Source organism: Rhodoferax sp. SPJ21 (assembly GCF_058216335.1).
Map to the genome: position 1 here is coordinate 1565434 of NZ_JBYZMO010000002.1, position 16114 is coordinate 1581547.

Below are 16114 nucleotides of genomic sequence, written 5' to 3' on the forward strand. Positions count from 1 at the left end.
GGGGTTTAGCCCAGCTCGCCCATCTGGCTTTGCAGGTAATTTTGGATGCCGACCTTGCCGACCAGATCGATCTGGGTTTCCAGGAAGTCGATGTGCTCTTCGGTGTCGTCCAGAATGCCTTGCAGCAGGTCACGGGACACGTAGTCGCGCACGCTTTCGCAGTGGGCGATACCGTCCTTGATGGTGGCTTGCGCGCCTTGCTCGGCCTTCAGGTCGCAGGCCAGGCATTCAGGCACGTCTTCACCCACCAGTATCTTGGCCAGGTCTTGCAGATTGGGCAGGCCGTCCAGCATGAAGATGCGGTCCATCAACTGGTCCGCGTGCTTCATCTCGCCGATGGATTCTTCGTATTCCTTCTTTGCCAGCTTGTCCAAGCCCCAGTGCTTGTACATGCGGTAGTGCAGGAAGTACTGGTTGATGGCGGTGAGCTCGTTCTTGAGTTGCGCTTGCAGGTGCGCGATGACTTGTGGGTCGCCCTTCATGGTGTTCTTCCTCTAGCTTCAGGGGGTGAAAAGATGGGGCCATTGTCGCTGCAGTCTGCGCGACTATCAAAACAAATATGCCTGCTTTGCCTCCCTGCTACACCGGGCGCCACGGTTCAGTGGGCTATGTTTTGCGTGGGTATTTGGTAGGCCTGCTCGTCAAACAGGTCGATGCCGCACGCGAGCGACTCGGCCCAGTCGAAGAACGCCGCGATCGCGGGGGCTCCGACAATCGGCGCGCCATGCTGCGGCACCAGCATGGAAATGTCGAGCTGGCGTGCCATGCGCACCCACAGGCGCAGCACTTTGTTGGCCACCATGTAGCGGCGATGAAAGCCCTCCATGCGCGGGATGTGCTTGTGTACATCGGTAATGGCCTGCTTGGACTCTTCGCCTGTGAGCACAGAGGCCCCGAGGTCCCCCGTGAACAAGATGCGGCTGATCGGGTCGTAAAAATGGAAGTTGCCCTCAGAGTGCAGAAAGTGCGCGGGCAGTAACCAGAGCTCGCTTTTGCCCAGCGGCAGGCGGCCGCCTGCATCCGCGACGCCAATGATGCGGTCTTCGGTTTTGCCGACCTTGGTGAAATGCGGAACGAAGCGTTCCCATACTTTGGAGATGACCAGATCCGCTTTGGTGGAGGTCAACCAGCGGTCCAGGGACGCAATGATGTCTGGGTCGGCATGCGAGGCCATCACGTAGGACAGCCGCTGCGGGCTGAAGTAGCGTGACATGCCCAGAAACAGCTCATTGAAGGCCAGGTTCCCGCCCGGGTCGATGATGGCGCCCGTACCGTTGTCTACGATAAGGAACTGGTTGGCCTGCACAGCATGGCCGCCTTCTTCAATCAGGTCGGCGAACATCAGGCAGGCATGTTGAGGGTCGCGGTAGAGCTCGATGGGCATGTGGGGTCCGGGTTGAACCGACCACTCTATACCCGCAGTGGTTGCGGATATTTGATGCATATCAGGTATGAATCAATTGACGCTATGGGTTCCCTCGGCACAATTGCGCCCATGCCTTTACATTCTGCCCCCGCCGTCCTGGATATCGAAGCTTCGGGTTTCGGGCGTCGCAGCTACCCTATCGAGGTAGGCTGCGTGTTGCCTGATGGCAAGAGCTTTTGCTCATTGATTCGCCCCGAACCTGAATGGACCCACTGGGACCCGCAGGCGGAAGAGCTGCACCATATTTCTCGCGAATTGGTATGCGACAAGGGGCGCTCGGCGTTAGAGGTGGCGCAGATGCTGAATGCCCAACTGCGCGGGCAAACCGTGTATTCGGACGGCTGGGCGAATGATTTCACCTGGATCAGTGCGTTGTTCGATGTGGCCGATCTCAGCCCTTACTTCAAGCTGGAGAACATGCGCTCGCTGTTGACGGAGGAGGAGGCCGAACAGTGGCATACCGTCAAACAAAAGATGTCGCAAGAGCTGGGAGAGCAGCGCCACCGCGCTAGCAACGATGCCCGGTTGTTGCAGCGTACCTTGCAGTGGTTCATCGCGCAGCGCAGTCTCGTGTGAAGCACGGGCTGCGCTGCTGCGCACGCTCAATCAGGCAGCGGGAGCCGAGCTGCGCATCAGGTGGTCAAACGCACCCAGCGCAGCCTTTGCACCATCGCCTGCGGCAATGATGATCTGCTTGAAGGGAACGGTGGTCGCGTCACCGGCGGCGAACACTCCTGGCACCGAGGTCTGGCCGCGGCTGTCCACAATGATCTCGCCATGCTTGCTAAGCTCCAGCGTGCCTTTGAGCCATTCGGTGTTCGGCACCAGTCCGATCTGCACAAAGCAGCCTTCCAGCGCAATGTGGTGGCTTTCGCCACTGGTGCGGTCGGTGTAGCTTAGGCCGTTCAGCTTGTTGCCGTCGCCGGTCAATTCGGTGGTTTGCGCCGACACATGCACTGTCACGTTGGCCAGGCTGTGCAGCTTTTTGACCAGCACGGCATCGGCACGCAGTGCTTCGCCGAATTCGATCAAAGTCACGTGCTCCACCAGGCCCGCCAAGTCGATGGCCGCCTCAACCCCCGAGTTGCCACCACCAATGACAGCCACGCGCTTGCCCTTGAATAGCGGACCGTCGCAGTGCGGGCAGTAGGCTACGCCCTTGTTTTTGTATTCCTGTTCGCCGGGCACATTGACGTTTCTCCAGCGTGCGCCGGTCGTCACGATCACGGTCTTGGATTTCAGCGAGCCGCCATTGGCCAGTTGCACTTCGACCAAGCCGCCGGGCGTGGCTGCGGGGATCAGCTTGTCGCCGCGTTGCAGGTTCATCACGTCCACGCCGTAGGCCTTCACGTGCGCGTCCAGGCCCATGGCGAACTTCGGGCCGTCGGTCTCCAGCACGGAGATGAAGTTCTCGATCGCCAGCGTGTCATTCACTTGTCCGCCAAAGCGCTCGGCGGCAATGCCGGTGCGTATGCCTTTGCGGGCCGCGTACACGGCCGCTGCTGCGCCTGCGGGGCCACCGCCGACTACCAGCACGTCGAAGGCTTCTTTGGCGGAAAGTCGGGCGGCGTCTTTGTCGGCCGCGCCGGTGTCGAGTTTGGTGACGATTTCTTCTACTGTCATGCGGCCCGAGCCGAAGTGGCTGCCGTTCAGGTAAATGCTGGGTACGGCCATCACTTCGCGTGCGTTGACTTCGTCCTGGTACAACGCGCCATCGATGATGACTGTTTTGATTTTGGGGTTGTATACCGACATCAGCGTCAGCGCTTGCACCACGTCCGGGCAGTTGTGGCAACTGAGGGACATGTAGACCTCGAAATTAAAGTCGCCATCCAATGCCTGGATGCTCTCGATCACGCCGGGTTCGACCTTCGGTGGGTGGCCACCGGTCCACAGCAGCGCCAGCACGAGAGATGTAAATTCATGGCCCATGGGGATGGCGGCAAAGCGCAGGCTCATTTCGCTGCCGATGCGGTTCAGGCTGAAGGACGGCTTGCGTGCATCCGTACCATCGGTCTTCAAGGTGATTTTGTCGGACAGACCAATGATGTCCTCCAGCAGGCCGCGCATTTCAACAGCACCTTTGCTGTCGTCCAGCGACGCTGTGATCTCGAACGGCTTGGTAACCCGCTCCAGGTAGCTCTTCAGTTGTGCTTTGAGGCTGTCGTCCAACATGGTGTTCTTCCTATCTCGACTTTGCTGCCCATTTTTCAGGCGTAGTTATCCATTCCCGCCACCCACTTTGTGGGCAGATAGCGGGTTTAACGGCCTTTGCGGGCCGTCGACTTCATGCAGATTTAGATCTTGCCAACCAGGTCCAGCGATGGGGTCAGCGTAGCAGCGCCTTCGTTCCACTTGGCGGGGCACACCTGGCCTGGGTGGGCGGCGGTGTACTGGGCTGCTTTCAGCTTACGCACGGTTTCCTTGACGTCGCGGGCGATCTCGTTGGAGTGGATTTCGGCGGTCTTGATCACCAACTCGGGGTTGATGATGAAGGTGCCGCGCAGCGCCAGGCCTTCTTCAGGAATGTGCACGCCGAATGCGTTGGTCAGGGTGTGCGTAGGGTCGCCCACCAGAGGGAACTTGGCCTTGCCAACTGCGGGCGAGGTTTCGTGCCACACCTTGTGCGAGAAATGCGTGTCGGTGGTGACGATGTAAACCTCAGCACCCGCCTTTTGGAACTCGGCATAGTTTTCAGCCGCGTCTTCGATTTCGGTTGGGCAGTTGAAGGTGAAGGCGGCCGGCATGAAGATCAGAACAGACCATTTGCCCTTCAGCGTCTCATCGCTCACGGTAACGAACTTGCCGTTATGGAAGGCTTCGGTCTTGAAAGGCTGGACTTGGGTATTGATCAGAGACATGTGGTATTCCTGTTAAACATTGGTAGCCGGGTGCGGGATGCATTTACTACCGGATGTTATCATAGGCTATTAACAATCTTTATTTGATAGATATTTTATATTGCAGTGATAGTAGGTTTTGTGTGTCGCAAGCGGTGGTGGTCCTTGTTTAGAGGGCGCAATTGACACATTCCGCATCCGACTCATGTTGCTTCTTCTGGTCATTCAGGTCTGTTTGGTGGGGTTTGTCTGCACCCGTTACGTTTGCCGGCAGTCGGTCGTTGAATGTTCTAAATTTTTATCTGACGTCGCATCTTCTTTAAGCGCTAAAGAATTGGGGCATCACCAAATTGTCGAATCTGTCTTTAAGAGCTAAGTAGCTAAAATTTCAGGAGGAACTATGCACGAATGGTGTTCACGCGCGAGATTAATTGTTCGGATCAAGCTGAGCGGTGTCACATAGCCGTTAAGTTGGTTTCACTTCCCGCTAAGCGGTGTCCACCTATGATGATTGGGGCGTTATTCGCAAGCGGCATTTTGATCGAGGTACTTTGAGTGATGAGTCTTGGCGGTACTCCAAACGGTTGCAAGTTGACGTAAGGATTTAAAAATGATCAAGAAGATATTTGTGGCGGGGCACCGCGGTATGGTGGGCGGAGCGATCATGCGAACTCTGCGGGCCCGCGGAATTCCTGCTGACCACATCATCACCCGGACGCATGCCGAGCTTGATTTAACCGAGCAATCTCAGGTGCGCGCCTTCTTTGCCTCTGAGCGCATTGACCAAGTCTATCTTGCTGCAGCGCGGGTTGGGGGGATCCACGCTAACAATACATATCCGGCAGATTTCATCTACAGCAACCTCATGCTTGAGACAGTAGTGGTGCATGAGGCATTTAAGGCGGGTGTCAAGCAATTGCTGTTTTTGGGCTCAAGCTGCATATACCCTCGCCTTGCCTTACAGCCCATGGCCGAAGACGTGTTGCTCACGGGCAAGCTGGAGCCCACTAATGAGCCTTACGCAGTGGCCAAAATTGCAGGCATCAAACTATGCGAAAGCTACAACCGCCAATACGGCAGCAGCCATGGCATCGACTACCGAAGTGTGATGCCCACGAATCTGTATGGACCTGGCGATAGCTACCATCCTGAAAATAGCCATGTGCTGCCTGCGATGATTCGACGCTTTCATGAAGCCCGCGTTGCGAATCTCCCCAGTGCTACCATTTGGGGCACGGGAACCCCCAAACGAGAGTTTTTGTATGTGGATGACATGGCAGCTGCTTGCATCCATGTCATGCAGCTGCCAAGGGCCATACTTGATTTGCACGTACAGCCGATGCAAGGGCATATCAATGTGGGTAGCGGTCAAGACCTTTCGATCGCTGAGTTAGCCAAATTGGTGAAGGTTGCGGTGGGCTACCAGGGAACCATCGAATTCGATACATCTAAACCAGACGGCACCCCCCGCAAACTTTTGGATGTGTCTTGCCTGAAGGAACTTGGCTGGAAAGCAAGTACTCCGCTGAAAGACGGTATAGCCCGAGCCTATGAAGACTTCTTGCGAAGCACTCGCACCAGCGGCTAGTTACGGCAAGTATTGAGCTTGACTTCTATTTCAATCGGAACTCTGGTGCATTTAGGGGCCATGCACTGGCAAGCAAAGGGTATTGCTATGTGATTTTGCGTGTTGGCAGTGAGGTGGGTAAATACTTGAGGCGCGAAGCTTAATGGCGGCTGGCGCTGACCGGGTGTTTCAATGCTTGGGGTAAAGACTTTTGTCCGATTGAATCAACGGATGGTCCTGTGTAAATTGCTACTAAGTCAAGGTACGCGGCTTCTTGTCCTGGAGAAATACGGATCTCTTGAATGCTTTGCGATGGAATTCTTCATGGCTTTTTGGCTGTTGTCCAAATATTCATTTCGGGATTGAAGGTGTGCATGTGTGGCTAGCAATGTGTACATGTGGGCCTAGTTCGCCGCAATAAGACTCGCGGGAGTTCTCTTTGCTGCAGTGTGGAGCAGGTTGTCTGTGCAATAGTTACACAACCCGAAGTTTGTGCTGGTCTGCGTCTGACATAATATCGTACGGGGATTTCATGCTTTTCGAAAAAATGACGATGATTAAGGTCCGTCTATCTTTGTATTTGCACCTTGGATGTTGCAAATAATTTTATAAAAATTTCAGTTAAGTTAATACGGTCCGTTTTCAAGATGGACATGGCTAAATATGATTGCAGAAGTTTTGACGCATAGAAAATGTGGGGCTGAGAATGGCCTTGCGGACCACACCTCCTCCAGTGACCTTTGTTCGGGTATGGCGGCATATACGGTTTGGGGAACCTTGGGTTGGCATGATATTCGCCAGCGGTATCGCCGTTCTGTACTCGGTCCGTTCTGGTTCACGTTGAGTACGTTGATTATGGTGGTCGTTCTGGGGTTGTTGTATTCGCAGTTGTTACATCAGGAAATTAGTAACTATTTGCCTTATTTGGCTGTCGGCCTTGTTGTTTGGCAGTATCTGGCTTCGGCGGTAACTGAGGGCTGCGCGTCATTCATTGGATCTGCTTATTTGATTAAACAGATACGTTTGCCCCTCACTGTCCATGTGTGTCGTATTGCATGGCGTAATTTTGTCATTCTCCTGCATAGTTTACCGGTAGTGATACTTACTCTTTTGGTTTTTGGACGTTGGCCTACTGCGGAGATATTATTGCTGCCATTTGCATTGCTTATTCTCTGGTTGCAGGGAATTTGGATAGGCGTTGTACTTGGTATACTTTGCACTCGTTTTAGGGACATAGCGCCCATCGTTGCTAATCTTGTGCAGGTAACTTTTTTCTTTACCCCTGTGATGTGGTCGCCAGACATACTAGCCGACCGTGCCTGGGTGGCAGAATTTAATCCGCTCTATCACTTGATCGAAATTGCACGTGGCCCGATTGTCGGTCGTCCAGTTCCCTTGGGGTCTTGGGTATGGGCTATTGGGCTTCTAGTCGTAGGATTTATTTTTGCGCAATTTTTGATGAAACGGTATCGCAATCGCGTGCCATATTGGTTGTAATAACGTGAGTACTTCAATTGTTGCTAGAGAGTTGTGTGTAGAGTTTCCAATTTATGAAAACTCACACCGCTCTCTCAAAAAAGCCGTTCTAAATCTTTCTACTGGTGGAAAAATTGGCCAGGACACGGGTAAGCACTCGATCGTTACCGCACTAGATAGTTTGAACTTCCGGTTTGAAGAGGGTGCTCGAGTGGGACTGTTGGGGCACAACGGTTCGGGCAAGACAACTTTGTTGCGAGTCCTATCCGGGGTTTATGCGCCTGTGCGTGGTCAGTTGAAGGTGTCGGGATCAATTGCATCGTTGTTGGATGTGTCCATGGGGCTAGATCCGGATGCCACTGGTTTTGAAAACATCTATCTCCGGGGTATTCTGGACGGATTGAAACCTGCCAAGATACGTTCCAAAGTTGACGAGATTGCAGATTTCAGCGAACTTGGCGATTACCTCAATCTACCCGTGCGTACGTATTCCAGCGGCATGATGCTGAGGCTTGCGTTTGCAATTTCGACCAGTATCGAGGCAGACATCATCATCATGGATGAGTGGCTTAGCGTAGGTGACGCAGCATTCAGTGCCAAGGCCGCTATCCGACTTGAAAGTATTGTGGGTAAGGCTTCGATTCTTGTGGTTGCATCGCATGACCCAAGCCTTATCCAGCGAATCTGCAACCGCAAGATCACTATGGAGCATGGGCGGATTATTTCGGATGAGCCAGTAACGACTGTAGTTGTCGCATGATTAGGGCAGACCATCCGGTTCTTCGTGCAGGAGCAATTGCATTCTCCTACCAGCCGCTCAAGTTACTTAAGGGGCTGTTTAGCGCAAACATTGCATATCCTTACGCTGAAAAGCGAGAACAGCGTGAAGTTCGCCCCAAACTTGAAGAGTTGAGGCGCTTTTATAGCCTGGACAAAGCCCAGCGCCGCAGCATCGCTACCAATCGCTTGGCCGATGCCCTTGGTTTTGCCGGAACTTCGGTGCCTTATTACCGAGACCTTTTTGCCCAGCACGCATTCAATCCCGAGAATGTTCGCGCGGATGTCCGGTACCTGAATGATCTTCCCTACTTAACCAAAGACATTATTCGCGAGCAGGGCGACCGCATGCTGTCGCGCGAGCTGGACCAAACTCGCCACCACATCTGTAAGACGGGTGGTTCAACGGGGCTGTCATGTGTAATTTATTACGATCAGGAAGGTGCTGATTATTCGGCTGCTGTTACCTTGTATGCGCGGGAGCGCATCGGCAAACGCAAGTACAAAACAGAACTGCATTTCGCCTGTCGCTTTCCAGATGCCGCTGTGTCCCAATGGCCTACGCGCGAAGACTTCAAATGCTTTGCGATGAACCGCAGCAATATTTTTTTCAGTAGCGTCGATGATAATGGGCTAGAAGAAATATGGCAGACACTTCTTCGCCGTCGACCCTACTTGGCGCACGCACACCCATCCACCATCTATGCTTTGGCATGTTATGTTGAACGTAAATACGGTAGTGGTAAAGCCTTTGAGGTTTTTGAGTCTAGCGGTGAATTGTTGGAGCCATATCAGCGAGAAGCCATTAGCCGTGCGCTGCATTGTCGTGTTGTAGACCGTTATGGCCTGGCGGAGTTGGGGGTTGTTGGTTACGAACTGTCTGGCGCAGGCAATGGGCAGCAGGTGCTTGAGTCTGAAGCCTGGCCAGAGTCATTTGAAGTAGATCGTGCGGAAAACGGTGAACATGAACTGGTGTTTACTGGGTTTCGCAACAAACTCATGCCACTCATTCGCTATCGTACTGGTGATCTCGCCAAGGTGGAAGATGGGCCCCAGGGGTTTTTCTTGACCAACGTGGTTGGCCGCATACACGATCTGGTGTCTATCAATGGCGTCGATCATCCAACACACCATATCCAGGACATGCTGGATCATCGTGTGGGAGGTATCCAGGAGTTTCAGATAGACCTTCGATCAACACCGCCTGTACTGAAAATCGTGCCAGAGGTGTTTGCTGATAAAGAAGAAATACGCCGAAAGGTCACCAGTTTTTGGGGGCAAGGTTTTGAACTACAGTTTGTAGACCACGACGCATTCGTTCGAGTTGGCCGTCACGCTAAATTCAGGCACGTCGTTCATCCATGATTAATGTCATTTGCCCTGGCTCACGCGCCCAAGCGGGAGAGGTAGTTGCACTTGCATTCGTGCGCAGTTGCAGCCCCCATCTGGTGACGCGCTCATCCATTAGCCAGATGGCCTATCCGGCCCAGGTTGACACACCCTGCTGTTGGGTTCTCATCGATCCTCTGAACGATTGGGTCGACAGCATCATTGCCACATTGGGCGTCTCCAACAGCAAGGTCATTGTTTTTGGTGCTTTGCCGCCCAAGTTGGCTCAGTATCTAAATGTTGCAATATCACCTGTAAGCGACGCTTTGGTGGATGCCGCAAATTGCGCCCCAGCCCTTTCTGGCCGGTTTTCGCAAAGTGCGGCTGCTGTGCGTTATACCGCTGCCTTGGGCAGCAAGGTGTCTCCTGTGCAAGAGCGGCCATTTCTGCGATATGACTTTACCGACGAGTGGAACAATCTGGGCTACGGGCCCATTCACATGGATGCAACGTATTCTTCCATTTGGGCATTAGCGCAATCTGCCGCTGCACCCCCTTCCAACGTGATTGCCGAAGTGCACGCCAATCACGTAGCTTTGAGTGCCTATGCTGGGGTTTGGGACACACCCCAAAGCAGTCTGCTGTGGTTTAACCGTGCGGTAGGCCCGGTGGACTCGCAGGAGTGGGCCTTGGTCGAACACTTTATTGCCAGCTACCGATCTGTCGATTTGTCTTGTTGGCCGGTGCTGCGCGAAATACCGTACGGGTTTGATGCTGCCGTCACCATGCGTTTGGATTGTGACGAAGATGTCGAGTCTGCTCGCCCGCTGTGGGAGGCTTATTGTGCGCTGGGTGTGCCGTTTTCATTGGCACTCCATGCCAAAGTGTTAGCAGACCCGATCCACCATACATTGCCCAAGCAAGTACTGGCCCATGGCGGTGCGTTACTGTCACATACTGCTACGCACGCACCGGACTGGGGAGGTAGTTACGAGGCTGCATTTATTGAAGGCACTGCCTCTGCGGCATGCATTGCTGATGCCATTGCCTATCGGGTCAAGTATGCGGTGTCTCCATTTCACCAAACGCCAGGTTATGCCCGTGCTGCATTGGCTGACGCAGGATATGCCGGTTGTATCGGTGGCATCATTCGGAATGACCCAGATTTTTTGACAGCGCGCTCCGGCCAAGTGCCCGCAGCGGGTGAAGGCTTTATCGGGCACAGCCAACAATGCATGCTGCATGGTGACTGCGTACTACAGGATGCAGATCCACACGCAGTATTCAAGCAATCGTTTGACATTTCTAAAGCGGGCGGTGCCTTCTTTGGCTATCTAGACCACCCGTTTTCACCCAGGTATCAATATGGGTGGCAGACAGAAGCTCAGCGAATTGAGTTCCACCAGGTGTTTATTGCCTACATGAAGCAGACAAAGAACGTGTTGTTCTGTAACGAGACCGACGCAATGGACTTTCTGCACTATCGCGCCTCTATAAGGCTATCAGTTACAGGCGCTCAATATGCAATAGCTCCTGGTGCCAAGGTGACTCCGTGGGCAGTTGCTGTTGAATATCGCGGTAACCTGCTTGAGGTCACGGAAGATGGTGTTCTGTTATGAAGTTGATGGTCATTTTTGGCACCCGTCCAGAAGTCATAAAGCTTGCGCCTGTCATTGCGGAGGTGCAAAAGCATCCTTCAGCCATCAATTTAATCGTGTGCTCTTCTGGCCAGCATCGCCACATGCTGGACCAGGCGCTGGCCGTTTTTGGTATCACCCCGCAGTTGGACTTGTCGGTCATGCAAGAAGGCCAAACTTTGGCCGGATTGACTGCCAAGCTCGTGGAACGCGTGACAGCCGCATTGCTTGAGCACCGCCCTGATGTGCTGATGGTGCAAGGAGATACCACCACGGCATTTGCATCCGCATTGGCTGCGTTCTATTTGCGCATACCGGTTGCACATGTAGAAGCCGGCTTGCGCACTGGTATTTGGGACAGCCCGTTTCCAGAAGAGTTCAACCGTGTTGCTATTAGCCGCATTGCAAGCTGGCATTTCGCTCCTACCCGTAGCGCGGCAAACTGCTTGCGCGCAGAAGCAGTAGACCCGGCAAAGGTTTTTATCACCGGCAACACCGTTGTGGACGCCATTGGCATGGTTCAACGTCGCTGGGCGGAACCGGGCCATGAGCACAAGTTTCCGGTGTACTTTGAAAACAAACGCATGGTGCTCGTCACCACGCATCGCCGAGAAAACTTCGGACAAGGCTTAGGGCAAATTTGTGCCGCTATCACAATGCTATGTACCAATCATCCGGAAGTCGGTTTTGTGTTCCCGGTGCACTTGAATCCTGAGGTACGAAAGGTAGTGTTCATGGAGTTGGACGGATTGCCCAATCTGCGGTTGATTGAACCCGTGGACTTTGAAGCCAACCTGCATTTGCAAAGCCAGTGCGCACTCATCATCACAGACTCTGGCGGCATACAAGAAGAAGCACCAAGCTTCGGCGTGCCGACCGTTGTGATGCGAGAACACACAGAGCGTAGTGACGGCGTTACGGCAGGTTTTGCCACTTTAACCGGTACAGATACACGTCGGATTGTTTCTACTGCGGAGCGATATTTAGGTAACCCTGGCCTGCAAACCGAATTGCAGCAAAGAGGCAACCCCTACGGCGACGGCCTTGCCAGTCAACGTATTGTTGCCATACTGTCGGGCAGCAACGTAGAGGCCTTTAATGGCTGAGCCAGAAGCACCCAACTCCAAAGACTGCGTGTTATTTGCTACGGCAGACTGGGATACCCCCTATTGGACCAACAAGCAGCATACGGCTCACCACCTCGCACTTGCGGGATATCGAGTCTTGTATATCGAGAGCATAGGCTTGCGCGCGCCCACCATGAATGGGCGGGACCTTAAGCGTATTTGGCAAAGGCTAAAGCGGGGATTGCGACCCGCAAAACTGGTAGAGCCCAATGTGTGGGTTATGTCGCCACTGGCTATACCCTTTAAGCAGCACTTGCCGATGGTTCGGGCGATCAACCAAGGCTGGCTCAGAACACGCATCAAGCTGTTTATGCTGCGTCAGGGTTTTAAGTTACCCATGATCTGGACTTACCACCCTTTCATGCGGGAAACGATATCCAAACTACCCCATGGCAAGCTCGTCTATCACTGTGTTGACGACCTGTCGGCTGTGCCCGGCATTGATCCGATGGGCTTCAATCAAGAAGAGCAGCGGTTGCTGGCTGAATGCGCTGTGGTATTTGTTACCAGCCTTGCGCTGAAAGAAAAATGCGCACCGTTTAATGCCAATACGTATTATTTTTCTAACGTTGCAGATTTAGACCATTTTGGCCGTGCCCATCACCCTGGCACATTGCCGCCAGATATTGCTGCCATACCGTCGCCACGAATCGGCTACGTGGGGGCACTATCGGACTTCAAAGTGGACTTTGCACTAATGCGGAGCGTGGCTATTGCTCGGCCGGATTGGCATTGGGTGGTGATCGGTGCAGAGCGCGAAGGGCAGCAAAGTCCTTTGGTTGAAGCATTGCGTGCATTGCCGAATGTCCACTTTTTGGGGGACAAACCGTATGCTGTATTGCCCGACTATCTGCGTGGTTTCGATGTCGGCACGCTCCCAACGTTGATCAATGAGTACACCCGGTCGATGTTTCCGATGAAATATTTCGAGTATTTGGCTGCAGGTGTACCTGTAGTTAGTACTCCGTTGGAGTTTACGAAATATTATCATGATGGTTTACATATTGCTGAAAATGCTTATGCATTTGAGAAAGCCGTCCATCTTCAGATGGATCGTGGTCGATTTAATAAAAATGAATCGCGTCAATTAGTCGGTGAAAATACATGGGTTAAGAGATTGCAGAACATGATGAGTATTATTCGTTCAGTCGTGAATGCATGAGTCAGATACATGAAAAATGGCGTTAATTTTTTTGGGCCTTTTGAAGCGAAAGATAGTATAGGCCGTGTTGCGTCTTTAAATATTGCATGCTTGGAAATTTCAAAAGTAGCTCATGATATACATTTGTTATCGCGACCAAAACCTAATCAGAATATTAATTATGGAACTGTGGATGATAATCTTATTTCAACTTTGAAGTACAGAATAAATATTTTTCATTTTAATGCAAGAAGAGTACCTCTGTATTTTTCCAGATTAGGCGAGGATTCGTTAAAAGATTTTTATAACATTGGTTTTTGGGTTCATGAAATGAAAAGCATACCAAATCAATGGGCTAGGCAGTTAGAGTTTTTTGATGAAATTTGGACGCCATCCTCGCTTTGCCAAAGTGCAATTTCACAATCTGCAAATATACCTGTAATAAAAATACCTTATCCTATAGAAATAAATAAAATTACTAAAAGAATGCTAGCTATTGGTAAGGGGGATGTTTTTACTGAATTTAATTTTCTAGCCGTATTTGACGTTTACAGTGACGCTGAACGTAAAAACCCATTGTTTACGGTCAGAGCTTTTTTGGAAGCCCATGCTGGAAATCTTAATGTAAGGCTAATTATGAAAACTAGAAATTTAGATTTTGATCATGAGCTTTCTAGTAAATTAAAATTAATTTCAAAAAATAACAAAAATGTAATTATTGTGGACGGATATTTGAGTAATGATGAATTATCTCAACTATATGCTGATGCTGATGCTTATGTATCTCTCCATCGAGCAGAAGGATTTGGTTTGACAATTTCGGATGCAATGAGTAGAGGAATTCCGGTTTTGGTAACAGGATACTCTGGTAATATGGATTTTTGTAACGCTGCGGAAACTAGATTGGTTTCTTATGATTTGGTTGAGGTAGGACATAACAGGCCTCGCTATCGCATTGATGATGTATGGGCTGAGCCAGATATGAATGACGCTATTGATGGATTTAAGGATCTAGTTGAAAATCATAAAAAATGGGTTCTTCGAGCAATACGATCACGAAAAAGTATTCAACGTGATTTCTCCATTAGTGCGATAGGTAAATTAATGAAAGCACGGTTGGATTTAATTGGCGGAAATTTCTCATATCCCGACGATATGAGTAATCGCCATATAGATTATGAGGTTGGTGTAAGTAATATGTATGGATTTTGAGGTGAAAATCTATATTTTAAGACACGGTGCTAGTGTTGCAAATGAGCGTATGCTGGTTTGCGGGGCAAGTGAGTATCCATTGTCTACAAAAGGTTGTGAGCAAGTTGAAATAATTTCCGCACACCTTAAGGCAATAAGGTTTGATTATATTTATTCATCACCACTTTCGCGGGCGAGAAGTACAGTTCCTTTTTTCGAAAGAAATTTCGAAATAAAAATTTGTAAAGAATTAAAAGAGCTCAATACGGGAAGTGTTAGCCATATAACACTTCCTGAATTATGGAAAAGAGATGAGCGTTTTCGAAAACCTTGGTTGCATCCTGAATTACGTTATCCGGAAGGTGAAACTTTTCGTGAAATGGTAACTAGAGTATCCGAATGGTTCAAGGAGCATGAAAAATTATGGAAATTTAACGAAAACATATTAATTGTTGGGCATGAGGGAACTTTGCGTTCAATATATTCATATATTTTTCGCTTGAGCTTGTCGGACTATCCTGATTTTTTGATAGGAAATTGTGACTATTTATTTTTTGACTTAAATAGTGGAATAGTTGAGCGATACGAGCACGTAGAATTACATGGCTTGATTGGAGTGCAGTGATGAAGAGGGTTTTACTTACTACATTTCCGAGTGCATTTCTTCATCAGGGAGGTGGGGAGCGAGAAATGTTTCTTTTAAAGGAAGCATTGGAAGACTCTGGAATTGTTGTAGATATTTATGGACCTACATCACGAGAGATAAATACTTATGATGCTGCTATACATTTCTCAACGGTTAGAGGATCTGAGATTTTGTTGCAAGCGTTACATGAAGAAGGCATAAAATTAATACTTTGGCCAAATCTATGGTTCGTATCAGATCCATTGGCTGAGCAGTTGCAAAGCATTGAATTGCTACTTTCATATTTTGAGGCTGTAGTATTTCGATCAAAAACAGAGGAAAAGCATTTTCGTGAATATTTTGATCTGGGAAGAAAGGCAGTAATTCGATCTGAATGTATTATTTCACGTCGATTTCGAAGTAAAGATGTCTCAGATGTGTTTAGAGAGTCTTATGGATTGGATAAATACGCTATCTGGCCTGGAATTATAGAACCACAAAAAAATCAAATTTCCGCAGTAAGAGCATTTAAAGATTTAAATCTTAATTTGGTTATATCTGGACGAGTAAGAGATATTGCTTATATGAATTTGTGTAAACGGGAAGCAAGTTCAAATATACATTTCATCCCAGCAATGCCATTTGGTTCGGATCTACATATTTCAGCATTGAAAAATAGTAGTGTTTTTATAGAGTTGCCTTTAGATTTTCCCGGCACATCTGCGGTGGAAGCTGCAACGGCGGGTTGTACATTGGTGTTGAGTAAAACGGAGTGGTCGGAAGAGGTAATTGGGAATTTTTGTACTATGGTTGATCCTCTGAATATTGACGAGATATCCAAAGCGATTACTGCACTAACTATTAATGATGCCGTGAGTTCAAAAATTTTTCATCTTTTCGATCAGGCAACAGCGGTTAGTCAAGTGGCGGATTTTATTAATACATTACCATTAGGTAATTAATGTTTAAAGGGTTATC

At 50.3% G+C, this 16114-nt stretch carries 15 protein-coding genes; 11 read left to right on the plus strand and 4 right to left on the minus strand.

The features are described 5' to 3' along the window. Positions 1-5: 5 nt before the first annotated feature. Together bfr and AC4BBN_RS15195 are read right to left on the minus strand one after the other, a co-directional pair. Positions 6-482 (minus strand): bacterioferritin, encoded by a 477-nt coding sequence (gene bfr, locus AC4BBN_RS15190; protein WP_490592798.1) that lies wholly within the window; start codon positions 480-482, stop codon positions 6-8. A 116-nt stretch (positions 483-598) separates the two neighbouring features. Beyond that, a complete protein-coding gene (locus AC4BBN_RS15195) occupies positions 599-1384 on the minus strand; it encodes an oxygen-binding di-iron domain-containing protein (RefSeq protein WP_490592799.1) in 786 nt (261 codons plus the stop codon). A gap of 111 nt (positions 1385-1495) precedes the next feature. Here AC4BBN_RS15195 and AC4BBN_RS15200 point away from each other — a divergent pair, with 111 nt between their 5' ends. After that, positions 1496-2002, plus strand: a complete 507-nt coding sequence (locus AC4BBN_RS15200) for a 3'-5' exonuclease (RefSeq protein ID WP_490592800.1) — start codon at positions 1496-1498, stop codon at positions 2000-2002. A gap of 30 nt (positions 2003-2032) precedes the next feature. Here AC4BBN_RS15200 and ahpF read toward each other — a convergent pair whose 3' ends face one another. Together ahpF and ahpC are read right to left on the minus strand one after the other, a co-directional pair. After that, on the minus strand, positions 2033-3601 hold the full coding sequence (gene ahpF / locus AC4BBN_RS15205; RefSeq protein WP_490592801.1) for an alkyl hydroperoxide reductase subunit F: 1569 nt from the start codon (positions 3599-3601) through the stop codon (positions 2033-2035). A gap of 122 nt (positions 3602-3723) precedes the next feature. Beyond that, the gene (ahpC, locus tag AC4BBN_RS15210) at positions 3724-4287 is read right to left on the minus strand and encodes an alkyl hydroperoxide reductase subunit C (protein WP_490592802.1); all 564 of its coding nucleotides are present in this window, start codon (positions 4285-4287) and stop codon (positions 3724-3726) included. Positions 4288-4876: 589 nt separating this feature from the next. Between ahpC and AC4BBN_RS15215 the strand changes: the two genes are divergently transcribed. The 10 genes from AC4BBN_RS15215 (at position 4877) to AC4BBN_RS15260 (ending at position 16098) form a co-directional block, all read left to right on the plus strand. Next, entirely contained in the window at positions 4877-5854 is a 978-nt protein-coding gene (locus AC4BBN_RS15215) for a GDP-L-fucose synthase family protein (RefSeq protein ID WP_490592803.1), read from the plus strand. A gap of 642 nt (positions 5855-6496) precedes the next feature. Further along, the gene (locus tag AC4BBN_RS15220; RefSeq protein ID WP_490592804.1) at positions 6497-7330 is read left to right on the plus strand and encodes an ABC transporter permease; all 834 of its coding nucleotides are present in this window, start codon (positions 6497-6499) and stop codon (positions 7328-7330) included. 4 nt (positions 7331-7334) lie between these two features. Beyond that, positions 7335-8069 carry an ABC transporter ATP-binding protein gene (locus tag AC4BBN_RS15225; protein ID WP_490592805.1) on the plus strand — a complete coding sequence of 245 codons (735 nt, stop codon included), beginning with the start codon at positions 7335-7337 and terminating at the stop codon, positions 8067-8069. Next, complete coding sequence (locus AC4BBN_RS15230; RefSeq protein ID WP_490592888.1) at positions 8069-9451, plus strand: phenylacetate--CoA ligase family protein; 1383 nt, start codon at positions 8069-8071, stop codon at positions 9449-9451. The genes AC4BBN_RS15225 and AC4BBN_RS15230 overlap by 1 nt, the downstream gene beginning before the upstream one ends. Next, positions 9448-11034, plus strand: coding sequence for a polysaccharide deacetylase family protein (locus AC4BBN_RS15235; RefSeq protein WP_490592806.1), 1587 nt, complete (start codon positions 9448-9450; stop codon positions 11032-11034). Before AC4BBN_RS15230 ends, AC4BBN_RS15235 begins: the two co-directional genes overlap by 4 nt. Further along, the gene (wecB, locus tag AC4BBN_RS15240; protein ID WP_490592807.1) at positions 11031-12158 is read left to right on the plus strand and encodes a non-hydrolyzing UDP-N-acetylglucosamine 2-epimerase; all 1128 of its coding nucleotides are present in this window, start codon (positions 11031-11033) and stop codon (positions 12156-12158) included. Before AC4BBN_RS15235 ends, wecB begins: the two co-directional genes overlap by 4 nt. Then, complete coding sequence (locus AC4BBN_RS15245) at positions 12151-13341, plus strand: glycosyltransferase (protein ID WP_490592808.1); 1191 nt, start codon at positions 12151-12153, stop codon at positions 13339-13341. The genes wecB and AC4BBN_RS15245 overlap by 8 nt, the downstream gene beginning before the upstream one ends. 9 nt (positions 13342-13350) lie before the next feature. Further along, on the plus strand, positions 13351-14532 hold the full coding sequence (locus AC4BBN_RS15250; RefSeq protein ID WP_490592809.1) for a glycosyltransferase: 1182 nt from the start codon (positions 13351-13353) through the stop codon (positions 14530-14532). Position 14533: 1 nt separating this feature from the next. After that, positions 14534-15136 carry a histidine phosphatase family protein gene (locus AC4BBN_RS15255; RefSeq protein ID WP_490592810.1) on the plus strand — a complete coding sequence of 201 codons (603 nt, stop codon included), beginning with the start codon at positions 14534-14536 and terminating at the stop codon, positions 15134-15136. After that, positions 15136-16098 (plus strand): glycosyltransferase, encoded by a 963-nt coding sequence (locus AC4BBN_RS15260; RefSeq protein ID WP_490592811.1) that lies wholly within the window; start codon positions 15136-15138, stop codon positions 16096-16098. Before AC4BBN_RS15255 ends, AC4BBN_RS15260 begins: the two co-directional genes overlap by 1 nt. The last annotated feature ends 16 nt before the right edge of the window (positions 16099-16114 follow it).